Annotated in this window: 21 protein-coding genes; 17 read left to right on the top strand and 4 right to left on the bottom strand. The window is 69.4% G+C overall.

Annotation, left to right across the window (positions count from 1 at the left end; all coding sequences use genetic code 11):
- Positions 1-8 precede the first annotated feature (8 nt).
- The 11 genes from AC3A6R_RS16590 (at position 9) to AC3A6R_RS16640 (ending at position 12,315) form a co-directional block, all read left to right on the top strand.
- Entirely contained in the window at positions 9-2,528 is a 2,520-nt protein-coding gene (locus tag AC3A6R_RS16590) for a VirB4 family type IV secretion/conjugal transfer ATPase (RefSeq protein WP_487860180.1), read from the top strand.
- Entirely contained in the window at positions 2,513-3,247 is a 735-nt protein-coding gene (locus AC3A6R_RS16595) for a TrbJ/VirB5 family protein (RefSeq protein ID WP_487864949.1), read from the top strand. Before AC3A6R_RS16590 ends, AC3A6R_RS16595 begins: the two co-directional genes overlap by 16 nt.
- A gap of 16 nt (positions 3,248-3,263) precedes the next feature.
- The gene (locus AC3A6R_RS16600) at positions 3,264-3,506 is read left to right on the top strand and encodes a hypothetical protein (protein WP_487860178.1); all 243 of its coding nucleotides are present in this window, start codon (positions 3,264-3,266) and stop codon (positions 3,504-3,506) included.
- A 10-nt stretch (positions 3,507-3,516) separates the two neighbouring features.
- The gene (locus AC3A6R_RS16605; RefSeq protein WP_487860177.1) at positions 3,517-4,572 is read left to right on the top strand and encodes a TrbL/VirB6 family protein; all 1,056 of its coding nucleotides are present in this window, start codon (positions 3,517-3,519) and stop codon (positions 4,570-4,572) included.
- Positions 4,573-4,714: 142 nt separating this feature from the next.
- Positions 4,715-5,437: a VirB8 family type IV secretion system protein gene (locus tag AC3A6R_RS16610; RefSeq protein ID WP_487860176.1), complete on the top strand. Its 723-nt coding sequence runs from the start codon at positions 4,715-4,717 to the stop codon at positions 5,435-5,437.
- On the top strand, positions 5,434-6,270 hold the full coding sequence (locus AC3A6R_RS16615; RefSeq protein WP_487860175.1) for a TrbG/VirB9 family P-type conjugative transfer protein: 837 nt from the start codon (positions 5,434-5,436) through the stop codon (positions 6,268-6,270). The genes AC3A6R_RS16610 and AC3A6R_RS16615 overlap by 4 nt, the downstream gene beginning before the upstream one ends.
- Complete coding sequence (gene virB10 / locus AC3A6R_RS16620; protein WP_487864950.1) at positions 6,267-7,577, top strand: type IV secretion system protein VirB10; 1,311 nt, start codon at positions 6,267-6,269, stop codon at positions 7,575-7,577. The genes AC3A6R_RS16615 and virB10 overlap by 4 nt, the downstream gene beginning before the upstream one ends.
- A 1-nt stretch (position 7,578) precedes the next feature.
- Positions 7,579-8,616: a P-type DNA transfer ATPase VirB11 gene (gene virB11, locus AC3A6R_RS16625; protein ID WP_487860173.1), complete on the top strand. Its 1,038-nt coding sequence runs from the start codon at positions 7,579-7,581 to the stop codon at positions 8,614-8,616.
- Positions 8,585-10,474: a type IV secretory system conjugative DNA transfer family protein gene (locus tag AC3A6R_RS16630; RefSeq protein WP_487864951.1), complete on the top strand. Its 1,890-nt coding sequence runs from the start codon at positions 8,585-8,587 to the stop codon at positions 10,472-10,474. Before virB11 ends, AC3A6R_RS16630 begins: the two co-directional genes overlap by 32 nt.
- Positions 10,475-10,493: 19 nt before the next feature.
- Positions 10,494-11,588 carry an LPD7 domain-containing protein gene (locus AC3A6R_RS16635; protein ID WP_487864952.1) on the top strand — a complete coding sequence of 365 codons (1,095 nt, stop codon included), beginning with the start codon at positions 10,494-10,496 and terminating at the stop codon, positions 11,586-11,588.
- A 40-nt stretch (positions 11,589-11,628) separates the two neighbouring features.
- The gene (locus tag AC3A6R_RS16640) at positions 11,629-12,315 is read left to right on the top strand and encodes a TraX family protein (RefSeq protein WP_487864953.1); all 687 of its coding nucleotides are present in this window, start codon (positions 11,629-11,631) and stop codon (positions 12,313-12,315) included.
- A 244-nt stretch (positions 12,316-12,559) separates the two neighbouring features.
- On the opposite strand, the gene AC3A6R_RS16645 is transcribed toward AC3A6R_RS16640, so the two are convergent.
- A complete protein-coding gene (locus tag AC3A6R_RS16645) occupies positions 12,560-12,880 on the bottom strand; it encodes a winged helix-turn-helix domain-containing protein (protein ID WP_487864954.1) in 321 nt (106 codons plus the stop codon).
- A 400-nt stretch (positions 12,881-13,280) separates the two neighbouring features.
- On the opposite strand from AC3A6R_RS16645, the gene AC3A6R_RS16650 reads away from it, so the two are divergent.
- On the top strand, positions 13,281-13,457 hold the full coding sequence (locus tag AC3A6R_RS16650) for a hypothetical protein (RefSeq protein ID WP_487864955.1): 177 nt from the start codon (positions 13,281-13,283) through the stop codon (positions 13,455-13,457).
- 166 nt (positions 13,458-13,623) lie between these two features.
- Positions 13,624-13,878 (top strand): DUF1488 family protein, encoded by a 255-nt coding sequence (locus tag AC3A6R_RS16655; RefSeq protein ID WP_487864956.1) that lies wholly within the window; start codon positions 13,624-13,626, stop codon positions 13,876-13,878.
- A gap of 142 nt (positions 13,879-14,020) precedes the next feature.
- Here the strand turns inward: AC3A6R_RS16655 and AC3A6R_RS16660 are convergent, their stop codons facing one another.
- A complete protein-coding gene (locus AC3A6R_RS16660) occupies positions 14,021-14,191 on the bottom strand; it encodes a hypothetical protein (RefSeq protein WP_487864957.1) in 171 nt (56 codons plus the stop codon).
- A 114-nt stretch (positions 14,192-14,305) separates the two neighbouring features.
- Positions 14,306-14,623, bottom strand: a complete 318-nt coding sequence (locus AC3A6R_RS16665) for an ATP-binding protein (protein ID WP_487864966.1) — start codon at positions 14,621-14,623, stop codon at positions 14,306-14,308.
- On the opposite strand from AC3A6R_RS16665, the gene AC3A6R_RS16670 reads away from it, so the two are divergent.
- From AC3A6R_RS16670 to AC3A6R_RS16680, 3 genes are all read left to right on the top strand, one after another.
- Positions 14,516-14,803, top strand: a complete 288-nt coding sequence (locus AC3A6R_RS16670; protein ID WP_487864967.1) for a hypothetical protein — start codon at positions 14,516-14,518, stop codon at positions 14,801-14,803. The genes AC3A6R_RS16665 and AC3A6R_RS16670 overlap by 108 nt on opposite strands.
- A 318-nt stretch (positions 14,804-15,121) precedes the next feature.
- Positions 15,122-15,547 (top strand): CopG family transcriptional regulator, encoded by a 426-nt coding sequence (locus tag AC3A6R_RS16675; protein ID WP_487864958.1) that lies wholly within the window; start codon positions 15,122-15,124, stop codon positions 15,545-15,547.
- Between the two features lie 34 nt (positions 15,548-15,581).
- Positions 15,582-16,667: an extracellular catalytic domain type 1 short-chain-length polyhydroxyalkanoate depolymerase gene (locus AC3A6R_RS16680; RefSeq protein WP_487864959.1), complete on the top strand. Its 1,086-nt coding sequence runs from the start codon at positions 15,582-15,584 to the stop codon at positions 16,665-16,667.
- Between the two features lie 28 nt (positions 16,668-16,695).
- Here the strand turns inward: AC3A6R_RS16680 and AC3A6R_RS16685 are convergent, their stop codons facing one another.
- Positions 16,696-17,673: a ferritin-like domain-containing protein gene (locus tag AC3A6R_RS16685; protein ID WP_487864960.1), complete on the bottom strand. Its 978-nt coding sequence runs from the start codon at positions 17,671-17,673 to the stop codon at positions 16,696-16,698.
- A 280-nt stretch (positions 17,674-17,953) separates the two neighbouring features.
- Between AC3A6R_RS16685 and AC3A6R_RS16690 the strand changes: the two genes are divergently transcribed.
- Complete coding sequence (locus AC3A6R_RS16690; protein WP_487864961.1) at positions 17,954-18,655, top strand: oxygenase MpaB family protein; 702 nt, start codon at positions 17,954-17,956, stop codon at positions 18,653-18,655.
- Positions 18,656-18,733: the final 78 nt, after the last annotated feature.

The raw sequence follows: 18,733 nt of genomic DNA on the forward strand, positions 1-18,733 counted from the left end.
CGCGCGCCATGCCTGCGCTGCTGAGGAACCAACGCCTGCTCCGCCGCGAAGCAAGCGCTGCGTCCATGATCCCTCTGCTCGCCCACCTCGACACGCATGTGGCGAAGACGCGCGCGGGCGACTATGTACAGACCCTGCGCCTGGGTGGCGCGAGCTTCGAAAGCGCCGACGACGAAGATCTCAACGGCTGGCACGAGCGCCTCAACATCCTCTGGCGCAACATCGCCTCGCCGAACCTGGCGCTCTGGACGCACGTGATCCGCCGGCGCGAGACGGGATATCCGCACGGGCGAACACTCCCGGGCTTTGCCGCCGAGGTGGAGCAACGCTACCGCCGCAAGATCGCCGGCGAGCGCCTGATGGTCAACGAGCTGTACCTCTCGCTCGTATTCCGTCCCCAGCCCACGCGGATCGGACATGCGGCCCTGCGGTTCCTCAAGAAGGCCGATCCCGACGCGGAGCGCGCCGAACTCGAGGACTCGCTCGAGGAATGCACGAAGAAGCGCCAGGAGCTGCTGGCCGCGCTCGAGCGCTACGATCCGGAACCGCTTGGCGTCTACTTCCGGCCCGAGCGCCACACGCGCTATTCATCGCTGCTCGAGTTCCACGGCCTGCTCATCAACGGCGAGTGGCAGCGCATGCCGTTGCCGCGCGCACCGCTCGACGAGGTTCTCGCGACGAGCCGCCCCTTCTTCGGCAACGAGGCGATGGAGTACCGCACCGGCACGCAGACCCGGGTGGGCGCCTTCCTCGGGATCAAGGAATATCCGACCCCGACCGCGCCGGGCATGTTCGCCGCGCTGCTCACCGCCCCGTTCGCTTTCGTGCTGACCCAGAGCTTCACCTTCCTCGGCAAGGCCACCGCCACCGACATGGTGGGGCGCCAGTTCAACCGCATGGCTGCCGCCGGCGACATGGCGGTGTCGCAGGCCGACGAGCTCAAGGATGCGCTCGACGACCTGATGAGCAACCGCTTCGTCGTCGGGGACCACCATCTCACGCTGCAGGTCCTCGCCGATAGCGACGACGGGGTCGGCGACGCGCAGGGCCGTGCGCGGCTGAAGCAGCTCAACGACCATGTCGCGCGTGCACGCTATCTGCTCGGCGACACCGGCATGGTGGTGGCGCGCGAGGACCTCGCGCTCGAGGCTGCGTTCTGGGCGCAGCTTCCCGGCAACTTCGCGTACCGCACACGCAAGGCGCCGGTCACGAGCCGCAACTTCGCGGCGATGTCGCCGTTCCACAATTTTCCGACGGGCCGTGCAGTCGGCAACTACTGGGGCGAGGCGCTCGCGATGCTCGTCACGCGCGCCGGCTCCCCGTACTACTTCTCGCTCCATGCGAGCGACCCCCGGCGCGCCGATGGCGGCAGCCGGCGCGACGTCGGACATGTCACGGGGGTGGGCCCCGTCGGTACCGGCAAGACGACGCTGCTCGGCTTCTGCATGGTGGCGATCCACAACCGCTTCGATGCGACGCAGGTCGTCTTCGACAAGGACGAGGGCCTGCACATCCTCGTGCGGGCGCTCGGCGGTCAGTACCTGCCGCTCAAGAACGGGGTGCCGACCGGCTGCAACCCGCTGCAGCTCGACGCTGCGGTCGCAGACAACGTCGAGTTCATGCGGCAGTGGCTGCGGCGGCTCGTGCTGCGCTCGCCGAAGGAGGTGCTCAACGCTCGGCAGGAGGACGACCTCGACCAGGCGCTGCGCGGCACGCTCGGCCTGGAAGCCCGGTTCCGCCGGCTGTCGCGGTTGGTCTCGTTCCTTGACGTGACGGACTCCGAGGGAGTGCACGCGCGGCTTCGGAAATGGTGTGCTGCGGAGGCAGGCGAGTACGCGTGGGTGTTCGACAACGCGCGCGACGAGGTCGCGCCGCTGCTCGGGCGCCATTCGCTCGTGGGGTTCGATGTGACCGACTTCCTCGACAACGACGTGGCGCGCGCGCCGCTCACGATGTACCTGTTCCACCTTGTCGATCGCATGGTCGACGGGCGGCCCCTCGTGTGCTGGATGGACGAGTTCGCGAAGCTGCTCGCGGACCCGGCGTTCGCACACTTCGCGAAGAACGGGCTCGAGACCTGGCGCAAGAAGAACGCCAACATCGTCACGTTCACCCAGAGCACGAGCCATGTGCTCGACTCCGGCATCGCGCGCGCGATCGTCGAGCAGACACCGACGAAGATCCTTTTTCCGAACCCCGAGGCGGACCACCGCGAATACACCGAGGGCTTCAACCTCACGGAGCGGGAGTTCGCACTTCTCAAGGAAGAGCTCGAGCCGGGTTCCCGGCAGTTCCTCATCAAGCAGGGCCACGCCAGCGTCGTGGCGCAGCTCGACCTGCACGGCTTCGACGACCTTCTGCATGTGATCTCGGGGCGGACGGCGAACGTGCGGCTCATGCGCGAGCTCATCGACCGGCACGGTCCCCGTCCCGAGCAATGGCTGCCGCACTTCCGCGCCGCAGTGGCCAGCCCCGCATCTGCCACCTTCTTTTCGTTCAAAGGAGATCCACCATGCGCAAACCCCTGATCGCTCTCTCGCTCGCCGCCGCGGCGGCGCTCTCACCGCTGCACGCGCGCGCCGGCATGCCCGTGATCGACTTCGCCGCGGTGGCGAGCCTCGCACAACAGCTCATGGCCTGGCAGCAGCAACTCTCGGGCATGCAGAAGCAGTACGAGCAGCTGCAGCAGTCGAAGGACCAACTGACCCAGACCTACCAGGCGATGACCGGTGGCCGCGGCATGGAGCAGCTGCTGGCGACACCGGCGTCGGCGCGCAACTACCTGCCGGCAAGCCACGGCGGGCTGATGAACACGCTCGGCGGCACCCCGGGGAGCTACGCGGGGATCGCCGACCAGGTGCAAGCAATCATGAAGGCCAACAGCATCCTGTCGGACCCTCAGATGCAGGCGCTGAGTCCCGAGATGCGCCAGGTCGTGGAACAGGGACGCCAGGCATCCGCGATGTTCGGCGGGATGACCCGTGCCGCGTACCAGAACACCAGTGAGCGGTTCGCCGCACTCCAGCTGCTGATCCGGCATATCGGCAGTGCCCAAGACCCCAAGGCCATTGCGGACCTCCAGGCCCGCATCCAGTCCGAGCAGGCCATGCTCACGAACGAGCAGACGAAGCTGCAGAGCCTCTACCAGATGGCGCGGTCCGAGGAGGCCATGCGCCGCCAACGGCTGCGGGAGCGCGCGGCCGCTGATATCGGCTCGGTGAAGACGCTTCCGGTCGTCCACTATTGAAACCGGGAGGGCGCAGATGATGCCGAAGACTCCATGGATCCTGCTCGGCGTGGTTGCTGCCGTTGCGGGCACTGGCGCGGCCTACGTCGCGCTGCAGCACCGATCCGGGGTGGATCCGAGTGCATGCGCGCCAGCCTCTTCGGTCGCGGTGCCAACCTCCGACGAGCGCGCCGATGAACTGACACGTCGGCGATTGGAAGGGATTGGCGACATTCGAGATCTGAAGCCTGTGCCGCTTCCGCTCGGCGGCGCGAAGTAGCGGAGCGGCCATGGGATTCTTTGCGCAGTTCTTCGCCTGGCTCAATGCGCAGGTCGCGGACTACATCGGTACCAACACCGCGCGCGTGGCCGCCGCGCTCGAGCCCGCCGCGGTCACCCTTGCCACGGTCCACGTCATGATCTGGGGCTTCCTGAGCCTGACCGGACGCATCCAGGAGCCGGTCTGGGAAGGCGTTCGGCGGATCCTGCTGATCGCCCTCGTTCTCGGGGTCGGCCTCCGGCTCTGGGCCTACAACGACGTGATCACGAACACGTTCTACACCGCCCCCGACCAGCTCGCCGCCGCGGTGATCGGGGCGCCGAGCGTGGTCAGCCTCGTGGACCAGGTATGGATGGATGGCAGCATGGCGGCGCAGCATCTGCTCAACAAGGGCAGCATCCTCGATGGCAACTTCGCGTACTACATCGCGGGCTTCCTTATCTACCTGCTCGTCGGACTGGCCGTGGTGGTCACGGCCTTCATGCTCGCGTTGGCCAAGGTCGCGCTTGCAGTGCTGCTCGCGCTCGGGCCGCTCTTCATCGCGATGCTGTTCTTCGACGCAACCAAGCGCTTCTTCGAGTCCTGGGTGGCGCAGCTCGCGAACTATGCCCTGGTCGGCGTCCTGACACTGTTCACGGCGGCGCTGCTGCTTTCCGTCCTCAAGGCGTACGCCGCAGCCGCCTCGGCGGCCGGCAGCGGCATCACCATCGCGGAAAGCACGCGCGTGTGCATGACCGCGGCCCTGGTCTTCCTCGTCATGCGGCAGGTCATGCCGATCGCGGCGGGGCTGGCGAGCGGCGTCGGGCTCAGCACCTATGGCGTCGTGAGCGGTGCGATCCGATGGGGGATGGGCACAACAAGACGGTCCGCGCATGAGTTCGGCCGCGGGCTGCTCGACGGCATGCAGGGGCAGCCCGGCGGACGGTGGGACTCACTGCGGCGGCTCGCCGGTCGCCGCGTGGGCGCTGGCGTGGCCGGCAGCTGGCAGCGGGTTGCCGGTCTGCGTCGCGGCGACGCGGTCGTGCCGCGTTCGCAGGTGATGACGCGCGCCGGTTCGACGCGCTGATGGAGGTCATCCGTGAAGCAACTTGCCGCGCTGCTGTTCCTCGGTCTGCTGCTGGGCTGTGGCACGCGCCCACCGCTGCCGCCCGACTGCGAGGGTGCCCTGACTCCCATCAACGCGCCTGCGGGCGCGACGGAGGCGGACCATGGACCGCGATCCGGGCCTTGAGCGGTACCTGTTCGAGGCACGAAGCTGGGAGGCGGACCGTGCACGACAGGCAATGCGCGCCTCGCGGCTCGCATGGACCGTGGCAGGCGCTGCCTGTGTGGTCGCTGCGCTGTCCGTGGCGGCGGTCGCCGGGCTTACGCCGCTGAAGCAGCCCGTCCCGGTCGTGATCAGGGTCGACAGCAGCAGCGGCATCGTGGACGTGGTGCCGACTTACGAGGGCACCACCGACATTGAGGAGGTGGTCACGCGCAACCTGCTGTCGACCTACGTGATCTCGCGCGAGCGGTACTTCTACGGCACGGCCGAGGCGGACTACGAACTGATCGCGGCCGAAAACTCGCCGCGCCTCAATCAGGAGTGGTCGGCGCTCTGGAACGCGAGCAATCCGCAGTCCCCGCTGAATCTGTTCAGGGACGGGACGACGGTGCGGGTGCAGGTGCGCTCGGTGAGCTTCCTCCGGTTCGGCAGCGGCAAGGACCGGCTCGCCCAGGTTCGCTTCAGCCGCTACACGCGCGCCGGCGGCACCGGGGAGGAACAGGTGAGCCACTGGGTCTCGACGATCGAGTTCGCCTACGGCGCGCCTTCCAAGGACGACAAGATCCGTTCGCTCAACCCGCTCGGCTTCCGGGTCCTCGAGTACCGCCGCGAATCCGAGGTCGCGGCCGGCCCGTCGCACTCTGCGAAGGCGGACGTGCGATGAAGAGGGCGGCCGCAGCGCTCGTCGCGGGCGCCCTGCTCGCAGTGCCTGGGCATGAAGGCGCGCACGGCGCCACCGTGCCCCCGCCCGGTGCGATCGACCCGCGCGTGCGGGTGGTCGCCTACGACCCCCGCGACGTCGTGGCTTTGCACGGGTACGTCGGCTACCAGATTCATCTGCAGTGGGCCGAGGGCGAGGAGTTCGTCAATCTGGGCTCGGGCGACAACGGCGCGTTCGACGTAGGTGCGGAGCGCAACCACTTCTTCATCAAGCCCAAGGAGGCGCGCGCATCGACCAACCTGACGGTGCTGACCAATCGCCGTGCGTACCACTTCGACTATGTGGTGTCGGCCCGTGCGCCGACGGGCACGGCGGCCAGGCGCATGGTGTATTCGATACGCTTCAGCTACCCGGAGGACGAGGCACGCGCTGCGGCCGTGGCGCGGGAGCGCGAGGAGGTCGAGGAGCGGCTCCGGCTGGCGGCGGGCGCCCGGCGGCGCAACACCGACTACTGGTTCTGCGGCAGCGAGGCTCTGCGGCCGGCGGGGGCCTTCGACGATGGCGTGCAGACGCGGCTTCGTTTCCCGCGGCAATCGGAGATGCCGGCGCTTTTCGTGCGCAACGACGACGGCAGCGAGTCGCTGCTGAACTTCCATGTCGAGGACGACGAGGTGGTGGTCCATCGCGTCGCGCGCCGCATCGTGCTGCGCCGCGGTGCACTCGTCGGCTGCGTCGTCAACCGGTCTTTCGCAGCGGGCGGTGCGCAGTCGCGGTCGAAGACCCATGTGCCAGGCCTGGAACGTGCAACGGCCGCGGCCGAAGGAGACGGACCGTGACCTGGAGGCGTCGCAGAGGCAGCCCCGACGCGGCAGCCGTCGGTGCCGTGGACCAGGAGACCGGCGAGATCCTGGGTGCGTCCGGCAGCGCGCCCGATGGTGACGCACGCGCGGCGGCCGACGCGCACGCCCGCGGTGTGGAGGGCGAGCGGACGATTGCCTCGGTCAACCGCGAGAGGTCGATCCAGTCACGCATCAGCACGGCACTCGCACTCGGCACCGTGGTGCTGCTCGGCGCGAGCTTCCTGTTCTGGTACTACAACACGCAGTTCGCGCGCACGCGCGATGCCGAGGAATCTGCCAGGAAGGCGGCGGCGGCGCGCGCCGCAGGCGAGATGAAGCTGCCGCCGCTCGGGCGCATCGACCCGCCGGCGCCAGCCACGCCCGCGATGCCTGCGGCTGCGCCCGCGTCCGCCGCACCGGCGGCGCCGGCTGCAAACCCCGCGACCAGCGGGCCCGTGTCCAAGAGCCCCGAGCAGCTGGCGCTCGAGCGCCGGCTCGGGGCGCCCGTGCTGCGCCGTGCGCCCACCGCGCTGCCAACGGTCGCTGGCGCTGCCGGCGCTCCCGCCGCGTTCCAGCCGCTGTCGATGGCCGGCATGTCACCGCCGGCCGGTGCGCCGCAAGGGGCGGGAGCCGCGGTCGATGTCGATGGCGCCGGCGCGCTCGCGGATCGGCTCGCGCCGACGCGCACACCCGCAGTGGCCGCCCGGATGCTGCCGACGCGCCGCTTGCTGCTGCCCAAGGGCGCCTTCATCGACTGCACGCTCGAGACTGCGATCGACTCGAGCTACGCCGGCATGACCACCTGCGTCGGGGCGAGCGACGTCTACGGCGCGGACGGTCGGGTCGTGCTGCTCGAGCGCGGCACCAAGTACGTGGGGGAACAGCGCGGCGAGCCGCGCCAGGGACAAGGGCGGGTCTTCGTGCTGTGGAACGAGGCCCGCACGCCTGCGGGCGTGGTGGTTCAGCTCGCATCGCCCGGCACCGACGAGCTCGGCCGCAGCGGCCTGCCCGGCTTCGTCGACACGCACTTCTGGCAGCGCTTCGGCGCCGCCATCCTGGTGTCGGTGATCGACGGCGCGATGCAGGCAGCCGCGGCCCGCCAGCGCAGCGGCCCTCAGGTCGGCGGCGGCGTGGTGCTGAACCCGCAAAGCGGCCGCGACGTGATGGCCGAGGTGCTGCGAAACACCGCGTCGATACCGCCGACGGTGATCAAGAACCATGGCGAGCGCATCCAGATCCTCGTGGCGCGCGACGTGGACTTCCGCAGCGTCTATGCACTCCGAACCGATGGGGCGGGGCGCTGAGATGCAGCCGGAAGAGCCCTCCTCGCTCGCGCTCTTCCTCGGGCCGCTCGCGCCATGGCTGGACGATCCGGAAACGACCGAGATCTGCATCAACCAGCCCGGTTGCGCGTTCGTCGAGCGTGCCTCGGGGTGGAGCCGCGAGGACCTGCCGTTCGCCACCTTCGACTGGTGCGTCTCGGTCGCGAAGCTCGTTGCGAACCACACGCGCCAGCGCATCTCGGCGCACGAACCGCTGCTGTCGGCCACGCTGCCCGGCGGCGAGCGCATCCAGATCGTGCTGCCCCCGGCGACCGAGCCGCGCACGGTCTCGATCACGATCCGCCGGCCGTCGAACGTGCTCTGGACGCTCGAGCAGCTCGAGACGCTCGGCGTGTTCGAAGCGACCCGTTGCGCACTGCCGGCGCGTGCTGCCGGGGCGGCGGGGGACTTGTCGGCGGCCGACCGCGAACTCGCGGGCCTGCTCGACGCGCGCGATTTCGTGAGCTTCCTGCGGCGCGCCGTGCAGTTGCGGCGCAACATCCTGCTGTCGGGCGCCACGGGCTCGGGCAAGACGACGGTCAGCAAGGCGCTGATCCTCGAGGTGCCGGGTGACGACCGGCTCGTGACGATCGAGGACGTCATGGAGCTGTCGCTGCGCAACCAGCCCAACCATGTTCGGCTCTTCTACTCTCAGGGTGCGCAGGGGCAGGCCGCGGTCACACCGGGCCAGCTGCTCGCGAGCGCCAAGCGCCAGCGGCCGGACCGCATCTTCGTGTCCGAGCTGCGTACCGGAGAAGAGGTCTACGACTATCTCGTCTCGGTCAACACGGGCCATCCGGGCTCGATCACGAGCGTGCATGCCGACAGCGCGGCGATGGCCTTCGTCGCGCTCGCGCAGTTGATGCGGCGCAGCCAGGCGGGCCAGGGCATGTCGACGCGCGAGGGTGTGGAGCTGGCGCAGCTCAGCGTCGACGTGGTGGTGCAGTGCGCACGCGAGCGGCAGCGCCGCGTGGTCCGGGAGATCTGGCATGATCCAGGCGCCAGGCACAGGCTCGGCTAGCGCTGCGAAGGTGCTCGCGGCGCTGCTGGTCGCGGCGGTGCTCGGCCTGCATCTCGCGGGCTACTTCTTCCTGCTCGCGATGCAGCTGCCGCCGCGCGACGCGACACCGCTGACGCTCTACCGGTACTGGCAGGCATACGGAGAGCGCGCAGAGGTCCGCCGCGCGCTGGTGATGGCGTTCGTCGGCAGCGAGGGGCTGGTCCTTGGACTCGCGGGCTTCGCGATGCTGCCGAGGCCGCGTGCGCTGCATGGAGAGGCCCGGTTCGCCCGGCGGCGCGAGATCGAGCGCGCGGGGCTGCTTGGCGAGCAGGGCATCATCCTCGGCCGCCTGGGCGGGCGCTACCTCGTGCTGCCAGGGCAGCAAGGCGTGGCGCTCGAGGCGCCGCCGCGCAGCGGCAAGGGCGTCGGCCTGGTGATCCCGAACCTGCTGAACTGGCCCGGCTCGACGATCGTCAGCGACATCAAGGGCGAGAACTTCCTGCGCACGGCGGGCTACCGCCAGGCGCATGGCCAGGAGGTCCATCTGTTCGACCCGCTGTCCGAACGCGAATGCTCTGCGCGCTGGAATCCGCTCGGCTATGTGTCGGACGTGCCCTACCGCTGCATCGACGACCTGCAGCGCATCGGCAGCATGCTGTTCCCGGACCCCGCGGCGGGCGATCCGTTCTGGACCTCGTCGGCGCGATCGCTCTTCCTCGGCATCGCGCTCTACCTGTTCGAGACACCAGGGGCGACGCGCACGCTCGGCGAGGTGCTGCGCCAGGGCATGGCGAGCGACGACGAAGGCTTCCAGAAGCACTGGAAGCGCGTGATCGATGCCTGCGAACGCGCGGGGTATCCGCTGTCGCAGGAGACGGTGCGCAGCCTCTACGACGTGATCGACCTGGCGCCCACGACCGCCTCGAGCATCCGCAAGACGTTCACGAGCCGGCTCGACCTCTGGCTCAACCCGATGATCGACGCGGCGACGTCGGCCAACGACTTCGACCTGCGCGCGCTGCGCAAGCGCCCGATCTCGATCTACGTGCAGATCAATCCCGACAACATCGCGCGGCTGCAGCCGCTGCTGAACCTCTTCTTCCAGCAGGCGATCGGACTGCAGACGCGCGAGCTGCCCGAGCAGAACCCGGCGCTTCGCCACCAGCTGCTGCTGATGCTCGACGAGTTCCCCGCACTCGGACGGATCCCGGTGATCGCGGAGTCGACCGCGTTCCTGCCGGGCTACAACGTGCGCACGGTGATCATCGTGCAGTCGAACTCGCAGCTGATCGAGAAATACGGCGTCGAGGGCGCCAAGTCGATCCGCAAGATGCTCGCTGCGCGCATCGTGTTTCCGCCGAAGGAGTTCGAGGACGCGGAAGCCGTCTCGCGCGAGCTCGGCACCTACACCGTGCGGCAAAAGAGCATCAGCCGGCCGCTGTGGGGCGGCGCGGGCCGGCCGCCGACCGTGAGCATCAGCGAGCAGCCGCGGCGGCTGCTGCTCGCGCAGGAAGTCAAGGCGCTCGGTGCCGAGCGCATGATCCTGTTGCACGAGGGGCTGCGACCGGTGCTCGCGCAACGGATCTACTACTTTCGCGACCGGCACTTCGCGCGACGCGAGCGCGCGCCGCCGCAGGTGCCCCCGCTCGAGATCGGGCGACCCCACAGCCAACGCTCGGCCGCGGCGTCCTGCCCCGCGCCTGCGCCGCCGACCGGGGCAGGCGATACATCGGGCGTCGCACTCGAGCCCCGCGCCGACGCGCCCGGTCTGGACGCCTTCTCACTCGATTTCGGGGACGTGGAAATCCCGCGCAGCCCGATGAGCGACGCCGAGATCCAGGCGGCGGCGGCCCATTTCCTGTCGCGGATGCTGGATTGAGTCCGCTTCGGAGACGACCATGTGCCCTGCAAACGACGAGCCAGACCCTGCTGCCGACGGCGATGCCGTGCGCGAGGTGCCGCCGCATCCGCAGCGCGCGGCGAACCGGATCGTGCCCGATGCAGTGGCGAGGCGCTTCCTGCGCGTGGGCGAGGGGTATTTCCTTCCCGACCGCACGCTGGCCTTCGTGGACGCGGGCACGCGGCTGCGGGTGCTGTCACACGACCTCGAGGTCCTGCACGGCATCGTCGCGATCGTCCAGTCGCGCGGCTGGCAGGCGCTGCAGGTGACGGGCACACTCGCGTTCCGCCGGCAGCTCTGGCGAGAAGCAACGCTGCAAGGGCTCGACGTTCGCGGCCACGAACCCGACGCGCAGGACCGCGAGGAGGTCGGGCGCGCGCTCGCGCGCGGTCCCGCCGACGTTTCGCCGTCCCCAGCGCAGTGGCCGCCGGCCGGTGCGGCGTCTCCGGGGATGGTGCGCGACGGCCTGCGCTCGCCGGTCACGGGGGTGCTGCTGGCCCATGCCGCAGCGCCGTACCGCTTCGATCCTGCACAAGGGCTGTCGTACTACGCCCGCATCCGGACGGAAGCCGGGGAGCGGACCGTCTGGGGCGCAGACCTCGAGCGCGCGATCGCCGAGTCGCGCTCCGGCGTGCAGGTCGGCGACGAGGTGGTGGTCTGGACGCGCGGCGCGAAGCCCGTGAGGCTGCGCATGGCGAAGCGCAACGAGGCGGGCGAGCGCGTGGGCGAGCAGCGGCTGCGGGCTTCGCGCACCATCTGGACGGTGGAGAAGCCGCGGTATGTCGAGGCGCTGCGGCACAAGGCCGAGATCGTGCGAGGCGTACAGATGCCCGCCGGTGCCGCACTCGAGGCGAATCCCGAATTGGCCGTGGCATTCGCAGGACTGCGGCTCGCAGCGCAGTTCGCGCGCGCGCTCGCGCCGCGCGAGGAGGACCAGGCGCGGATCGTGGATGCGATCCGCGCGGGACTCGCGCATGCGATCGCACGCGGGGATCGCGTCCGGCTGCCTGATGCGCGCGTGCATGACCGCGCCGCGCCCGGTCGCGCGCGCAGCGGACCCCCTCTCCACGATGAGGCACCCGCGCGTGCCTGACGGTCGTCGAGCGCGGCGGCCGCGGCATCGCGCCGCGGCAGTGGAAGCAAGCGCCCCGATGGCCTGCGCGCCGGCCGGGCGGCTGCAGATGGCCGACGGCAGCCTCGAGGCGTTGAAGTGGCTTGCCGCGGGCCTGATGGTGCTCGATCACGCCAACCGGTTCCTGTTCGACGGCGACTGCGCGGTCCTCTTCGACCTCGGGCGCCTTGCGATGCCGGTGTTCGGCTTCGTCCTCATGCACCACCTTGCGCGGCCCGGCGCGCTCGCCGCCGGCGTGCACCGGCGGGCCATGGTCCGCCTGCTCGCCTTCGCCTTGCTGGCCACGCCAGCGCATGCGGCGCTGGCGGGTTGGTGGCCGCTGAACGTGCTGTGGATGCTCCTGCTCTCGGTGGCGATCGTCTGGCTGCTCGAGCGGCGTCGGTACGCGCTCGCGGTGCTCGCCTTCGCCGGGGCGGGCCCGCTGGTGGAGTTCTGGTGGTTCGGTGTGCTCGCCTGCCTCGGCGCCTGGAGCTACTTGCGCCGGCCCACGGCCCCGCGCCTCGCGCTCTGGGCGCTCGCACTGGGCGCGCTCTGGATCGTGAACCGGAACCCGGCAGCGCTCGCGGCGCTGCCCCTGATCTGGGCCGCGGCCCGCTTCGAAGCGCCGGTGCCGCGGTATCGCTGGTTCTTCTATGTGTTCTATCCCGCACACCTCGTGATGATCGGCGCGCTCCGGCATGTGCTCTGACGGCGATCGAAGGGCGAAGGGCACCGCTTTGACGGAGATCTCTCAGCCGCTATGCGCCAGTTCATCTGCGGCGCCACCACCGACGCAAGCTCTCGCGCTGGGCGCCTCGAACGGGATGCATCGATGCTGGCGCAGCTTTGCGCAGCACGAACGAGGCACGCGCCGCTCGACGTTCCTCTGACCTGCTGCGCAGGTTGAGAGAAGGCGTCCGGCTGCGCAAACCTCGAGGTGCGCGCAACGCCTGTCACCTGTAGTCCCTTATCCACGGGTCTTCGCTCAGAACGTAGCCGCCACCGCGCACGGTGTGAAGCAGCTTGCGCGGAAAAGGTTTGTCGAGCTTGCGACGAAGACGCTGGATGGTGACTTCAACCACATTGGTACTGCGCCCCGGATCGTGCTGCCACACCTCCCGAGCAAGAACGTGTCGCGGGACGACGTGACCCTGGCGGCGCAGCAGCGCCAGCAGCAGCTCGAACTCCTTCGCGGTCAGGTGCAGGTCGATTCCCGCGCGCGCGCATTCTCGGCGCAAGGGGTTTATTTCGAGGTCGGCGAAGCGCAAAGTCATGCTCGGATGGCGCCATCTTCACGAACGGGTCTGCTGCACGTGTGGGACGGTGCCCAATCATCCTGGGATCCCCGACGGATGGCAGGTCTAGGCGGACCAACGCAATCCGCTGTCGACGGGCATGCCCATACGCTTGGGCGGCAGCGAACACCATGGGACGACGTCGATCAGTCGGTTCATGCGCGTTGCCGAAGGCTCTTCGATCTGGAAGGGTCAGCGCTCCGCGCGCAAGCGCCGCGAACGCTCGGCCGCGGTGAACTCGACAACCGGACCATCCTGCTGAACGCAGCCGCGACGCGGTCGCGTCGTTCCTCGCGACGATGCCCGGCCCGGCGCAGCGCGTTTCCCCACTAGAACCTCGGCCGGGAACGGTGCGACGGGCAGATCGAAAGGGCATGACATGGACATCCCACTGCTGCTGCGCCTGTCGGCGGACGTCGCCGCGGCAAAGCGGCTCGCCCGGTGCGGGCTCATCGAAGCGGGCCGGGCACGTGCGCAGCGAAGGCGGCATGTTCACACGGCAGAGCGTGGCCGTTCGGCTGATCACATTCCAGAGGCCATCGGCAACCGCACGTGAGAAGATGCGCCTGCTGCAACGGGGCAACATCCAGTGACGGCGGCCCCGGGGCCGCGCCGAGCCTGCCTTCTTCCACCCCATCGTTGGGAAACCCTCATGATCCGATCCTTCCTGCCGGCCCTCGGCCCTACGCACAGCGCGGAGGCTCCCCTTGGACGGTGAAACGATGTCCGATGCGCCCTTCTTCCACCAGGCCTCGGCCTCGGTCCGGTTCTCGGTGAGCGTCGCAGGCCAGCCGGTCGGTGCCAGCGTGGGCAGAGACGTCCTCCGCTACGTGTTCCGAACGGCCGAGGGCGCCGACCCCCTCGCCACCTACGGCCAGCACACCGAGCAGATTCACCAGGCCGTGCGGCACCGGCTCGACGCCGGCTCGCGCGAGCCGGTGCTGCTGCGCGAGTACGACTTGCGCTCCTTGGGCTAGCGCCGAGCCAGCACAGCCGGTTGCGTAGTCCGGCCGATATCTGTCACCTCGTCCGATCAAACGACCCCCATGGGTCGCCTCGCCCGTCGAGGAAAGCAGATCTCAGGCTTTCTAAAGTGCCGACGGGACCGCACGCTTGGTGTCAGACGCGCAGGCTCGGACCAGGGCTGGCACTACATGATGCAGCCGGACAGGGCACCTGCTTGCGCAGCATGGCCGGGCAGAGCATGAGCCGCAAGGAGAACTGCTCTGACAACGCCGTGTTCGGGAGTTTCTTCACTTCAAGGCCAAGTACTTCCATCTTGCGACGCATGACGATGGCCTCCGGGCGCTCGAAGCGAACGAATCCATTCACTACTACAACCAAAAATCCGGGGATCAGACTTCGAATACCGGCGACTCATTGCCGAAGTGGCAGCCGTCTAGCTCACCGTCTGCTACCCAAGAGTGCAGTGGAACGCTGTTGGTGAACACGCAGCCCGAGCTCAGCACGTCCCGCACCGTCAGCGTGCCGTAGTCCGCCTCGATGGTTTGTCGAGCAATTGAGAGCCCCAGGCCCAAACCCGCCCTGCGGTCGTCGTTGCGCCCGAAAGGGATGAACATCTTTGCGGCCCCCTCCTGCCGGCAACCCACCGCAATGGTCCTCGACATCGATGAGAACCTGTTCGCCCAAAGCGTAGGCGCTCAGAGTCACCATGGAGTTCTCCTGGGCGTACTTGAAGGCGTTCTGCAGGAGGTTGGCCAGCGCCGCATGAAGCAGATCCCGGTTGGCCAGGATCGCCAGCGAGGGATCCACGGTCCGCACCTCGAAGACTGCGCTCTTGCGCGCCGCATCGAGCCGCGCCACAAGATCGACATCCGCGATGAAGGACGCCACCGAAAAAGTCGCGTTGATCTTCCCCTTCGCCCCTCACTTCGGCCGTAGCCCTGCTGATCAATAGCCCAAGCGTTGAGAGGCTTCGTTTCAGGACGGCACCTGTCGCGCCGCTGACCGCCATGTTGCCCAGTTCGAGCGCCTGTTGCGGGCACGGCTGGTCGGTGCCATCGGACAGCACCCGGCGGCACCGAGGCCGGGCCCCTGCGCCTGACCAACCGATGCGGGCACGCCACGCACAGCGCCGGCGGACTTGCCGCCGCCTGCAGGGCGGTTCGGCGTTGCGTGAGACCGCCTTCGCACGAGGAGCCGCCGCGCGCTCTCACTCCGACCATCCATATGCCATCCAATTGGATGGTAGAATTCAGCATGCCCGCGATTCGTTCTCCCCTGTCTGCCACCGCTAAAGCGCCTGAATCCGAGAAGATCACCATCAACCTGGGCTTCGTCGACCTGGGCCATATCGACCTGCTGGTGGCCGAGGGCTTCTATTCGAACCGGACCGACTTCATCCGCACGGCGATCCGCACGCACCTCGCGTCGCACGCCGATGCGCTGCGCCAGGCGGTCTCGCGCAAGACGCTGGTGCTGGGGCTGCAGAGCTTTTCGGCCGCAGACCTGGAGGCGGTGCGCGCCACGGGCGAGACGCTGCAGATCCGGGTGCTCGGCTTGGCCGTGATCGCGCCCGATGTGAGCCCCGAACTCGCGGCCGCCACCATCGATTCCCTCACCGTGCTCGGCGCCCTCCACGCGTCGCCGGCCGTCAAGGCCGCACTCGCGGGCCGCATCCGATAGCGACAAACGGCAACCCGACTTGGACCCTTTCCCCATGAACCCACATCTCACCGGCCTGATGCGCAGCGCCGTCCAGCTCACGCGCGGCGGCCAACTGGTCGAAGCGACCGCCGCGATCCAGCGCGCGCTGCGCGGCGAGGCCGAACCGCGGTCAGCCGCCCCCACGCCGGCGCCGAGAGGCGATGCCGACTTCGTCATCGACGTGGAGGCACGGGAGCTCCTGCCCGAGCGCACGGTGCACCCGCGGGCGCAGGCCGCCAGCGCCGAGCGCTGGACCCGCGGCAGCTTCACGCATGCGGGCCGTGCAATCGGCTACCGGCTCTTCGCGCCGGCGCGCGCACCGGGCGACGCGCCCTCACCGCAGCCGCTGGTGGTGATGCTGCACGGCTGCACGCAGGACGCCGACGACTTCGCGGCGGGCACGCGCATGAACGAGCACGCGCGCGAATGCGGCGCGATCGTGCTCTACCCCGAGCAGACGCAGCGCGCGCATGGCCAGAAATGCTGGAACTGGTTCAAGACGCCGCACCAGCAGCGCGGACGCGGCGAGCCCGCGCTGCTCGCGGCGCTGACCGAACGGATCGCCAGCGAAGAGCAGGCAGACCGCACGCGGATCTACGTGGCCGGGCTCTCCGCCGGCGGCGCGATGGCGGACATCCTCGGCCAGTGCTACCCCGACGTGTATGCCGCGGTCGGCGTGCATTCGGGGCTGCCGCGCGGCGCGGCGAACGACGTGATGAGCGCCCTTGCCGCCATGCGCTCGGGACCTGCCGGGGCGCAGCGCGAAGCGGCTACCAGCGCCAGGCCGCCGACCATCGTCTTTCATGGCGATGCCGACACGACCGTGCATGCGCGCAACGGCATGGCGATCGTCGACGGCGCGGTGCCGGGTGCCGTGAGCGAAGGCCGCTCCGACGCGGGCCGGCGCTTCACGCGTACGCTGTATGCGGCCTCGCCGACGCATGGCGAGGCTGAGCACTGGCGCCTTCATGCGGCCGGGCATGCATGGTCCGGCGGACATGCCGGGGGCAGCTACACGCAGCCCGATGGCGTGGACGCGAGCGGCGAGATGCTGCGGTTCTTCCTCGCGCACCGATCGGGCGGTACCGCCGGACACTGATGTCGGCGGGCGCGCCCGCCGTATCCGCTCAGGCCCGTGCTGCCGTGCGCGCTGCATTGCGCAGGTCGCGGATCTCGTCGTGGTGGCTCTGCGCGGTGCGGGCCTGCGCCTGCAACACCTGGCGCACGTCGGCGGGCAGCCGCTCGCGCAGCGCCTTGCGGTAGCGCGCGACGGCCACGTCCTCGCCGCGCTCGCATTCCTCGAGGATCGAGAGCTCGCTGTTCGCGCCCACCGCGTCCTTGATGTTCACCCAACCGCGGTGCAGCGCCCCCGAGGCGGTGCCACCTTCCGCGGGCTTTCCGCCATAGGCCGTCACGAGCTGGGCCAGCTGCGCGGCGGCCTCTTGCCGCTGGGCGGCACGCGCAGTGAAAAGGCTTTTCAGCTGCGCCGATTCCACCGCTTCCGCGCAGGTGCGAAAACCCGCTTCGCCGTCGCGCGCGTTCTCGATCACGTCGTTCAGCACGTCGACCACTTCATCGTTCGCGAGCGGATCGCCCTCGGGCAATGCGGCGTCCTCCTCGCGCATGTAGAGCCGGTCCGTGCGCTCCCACGCGGCATGCGCGGCGGGCCGCGCCTGGTCCCAGGTGAGGGACGAGCTGCCGCGCTGCGTTTCCCACTCGCGCGCGAGCGATGGCTCCACGGCCGCGAAGTCGTCGTCGAGCGCGGCGCGGCCACGCCAGCCCAGTTCGTAGGCGGGGCCGTAGTGGTCGTAGCTCAGCCCCGGCTCATAGTAGGGCTCGCGCGTGTAGGCGCCTTCCCAGTGGCCGTGCTCCACCGTCGGGTTGATGCGTTCGGCGACGGCCTTGCCGCCCATGCCGCCGGTGACCGCGCCCACGAGCATGCCGGCCACGGCACCGGCAGGACCGGCCATGGCACCGACGGCGGCACCCGCGAGGGCGCCACCCGTGGCGCCGGCGCCCGTGCCCACGGGATGCGCGCCCGGTTCGCCGGTGATCGGGTCGAGATTCAGGTCGTCGCGCTCGGAGGGGGTCTTGGGCTGGTTCATGTGCGTTCCTTGTGAATGGGGGTGGATCGTTGGGGCGCCTGTGGGCCCTCTCGGCCATCGTGCGCGCCTCTCGTGCACGCCGGGTCGGCGTCATGCGCGGCATGCTGTAGGCCAACTGATCGGGCGGAGAGAGGACGCCGCTGCTCGTTGCGGCGCCGACACACCGGTACCATGGCGCGGTCCTCCCGACCCCTGCGAAGACGACCCATTCCAAGGAGTTCCCCTGCCTTCGTTCCTGTTCAACGGCACGCTGCATGCACTCCTCGCGCCGCCCGCCGGCATGAACGCAAGCTTTGCCGAGCCGATGGATGAGGCCGCGCTGGTCGCGCCCGACTCCGTCACCTGGCGCATCTTCAAGAACCCGGTCGCCCTGTTCGTCGGCGGCGTCGCCGCGGTCCTGCTCGAGCTTGCGGAGCCGGGCGTGCGGGCCGGCGTGTGGGAACACAGCAGCTTTCGCCGCGACCCGCTGACACGGCTGCGAAGGACTGGCTTCGCCGCCCTGGTCACCGTGTACGCGTCGCGCAGCGTCGCCGAGCGGATGATCGCCGGCGTGGTGAAGGCGCATGAACGCGTCCAGGGAATCACTTCAGCGGGCGCGCCCTACCGCGCCAACGATCCGCGCCTGCTCGACTGGGTGCAGGCCACCGCGTCCTATGGCTTCATCGAGGCTTATGACAGGTTCGGTCCAGGTCTTTCCGCAGCCGAGAAATCCCAGGCCTTCCGCGAAGGCGCGGCAGCCGCGAGACTGTACGGCGCCACCGGCGCGCCGACGTCCTCGCACGAATGGCAAGGCCTTCTCGAACGCACGAGGCCGAGCCTCGAGCCTTCGCCGATCGTCTATGAGTTTCTTGAACTGATGGCGACGGTGCCGCTGCTGCCTGCAGGACTGCGGCCCGTGCAGCGCCTGCTGCTTCGAGCGGCAGTGGATCTCGTTGCGCCGCCGTTGCGCGTGCAGCTGCAACTCCAGGACCGCGGCTGTTGAGGGGGTGCGGATAAAAACTTGGACTGGTTTTACGCCGCAAGCCCAAGGCTCACCCGGTATTCGATAGGGCTGAGAGAG

Source organism: Variovorax sp. Soil_C_19 (genome assembly GCF_057657255.1).

What these genes read in the sequence shown, in the direction of transcription:
- AC3A6R_RS16590 (WP_487860180.1), top strand. Translation starts at nt 9, where the DNA reads ATGCCTGCGCTGCTGAGGAACCAACGCCTGCTCCGCCGCGAAGCAAGC.
- AC3A6R_RS16595 (WP_487864949.1), top strand. Translation starts at nt 2,513, where the DNA reads ATGCGCAAACCCCTGATCGCTCTCTCGCTCGCCGCCGCGGCGGCGCTC.
- AC3A6R_RS16600 (WP_487860178.1), top strand. Translation starts at nt 3,264, where the DNA reads ATGATGCCGAAGACTCCATGGATCCTGCTCGGCGTGGTTGCTGCCGTT.
- AC3A6R_RS16605 (WP_487860177.1), top strand. Translation starts at nt 3,517, where the DNA reads ATGGGATTCTTTGCGCAGTTCTTCGCCTGGCTCAATGCGCAGGTCGCG.
- AC3A6R_RS16610 (WP_487860176.1), top strand. Translation starts at nt 4,715, where the DNA reads ATGGACCGCGATCCGGGCCTTGAGCGGTACCTGTTCGAGGCACGAAGC.
- AC3A6R_RS16615 (WP_487860175.1), top strand. Translation starts at nt 5,434, where the DNA reads ATGAAGAGGGCGGCCGCAGCGCTCGTCGCGGGCGCCCTGCTCGCAGTG.
- virB11 (WP_487860173.1), top strand. Translation starts at nt 7,579, where the DNA reads ATGCAGCCGGAAGAGCCCTCCTCGCTCGCGCTCTTCCTCGGGCCGCTC.
- AC3A6R_RS16630 (WP_487864951.1), top strand. Translation starts at nt 8,585, where the DNA reads ATGATCCAGGCGCCAGGCACAGGCTCGGCTAGCGCTGCGAAGGTGCTC.
- AC3A6R_RS16635 (WP_487864952.1), top strand. Translation starts at nt 10,494, where the DNA reads ATGTGCCCTGCAAACGACGAGCCAGACCCTGCTGCCGACGGCGATGCC.
- AC3A6R_RS16645 (WP_487864954.1), bottom strand. Translation starts at nt 12,880, where the DNA reads ATGACTTTGCGCTTCGCCGACCTCGAAATAAACCCCTTGCGCCGAGAA.
- AC3A6R_RS16650 (WP_487864955.1), top strand. Translation starts at nt 13,281, where the DNA reads ATGGACATCCCACTGCTGCTGCGCCTGTCGGCGGACGTCGCCGCGGCA.
- AC3A6R_RS16655 (WP_487864956.1), top strand. Translation starts at nt 13,624, where the DNA reads ATGTCCGATGCGCCCTTCTTCCACCAGGCCTCGGCCTCGGTCCGGTTC.
- AC3A6R_RS16660 (WP_487864957.1), bottom strand. Translation starts at nt 14,191, where the DNA reads ATGCGTCGCAAGATGGAAGTACTTGGCCTTGAAGTGAAGAAACTCCCG.
- AC3A6R_RS16670 (WP_487864967.1), top strand. Translation starts at nt 14,516, where the DNA reads ATGGTCCTCGACATCGATGAGAACCTGTTCGCCCAAAGCGTAGGCGCT.
- AC3A6R_RS16675 (WP_487864958.1), top strand. Translation starts at nt 15,122, where the DNA reads ATGCCCGCGATTCGTTCTCCCCTGTCTGCCACCGCTAAAGCGCCTGAA.
- AC3A6R_RS16680 (WP_487864959.1), top strand. Translation starts at nt 15,582, where the DNA reads ATGAACCCACATCTCACCGGCCTGATGCGCAGCGCCGTCCAGCTCACG.
- AC3A6R_RS16685 (WP_487864960.1), bottom strand. Translation starts at nt 17,673, where the DNA reads ATGAACCAGCCCAAGACCCCCTCCGAGCGCGACGACCTGAATCTCGAC.
- AC3A6R_RS16690 (WP_487864961.1), top strand. Translation starts at nt 17,954, where the DNA reads ATGAACGCAAGCTTTGCCGAGCCGATGGATGAGGCCGCGCTGGTCGCG.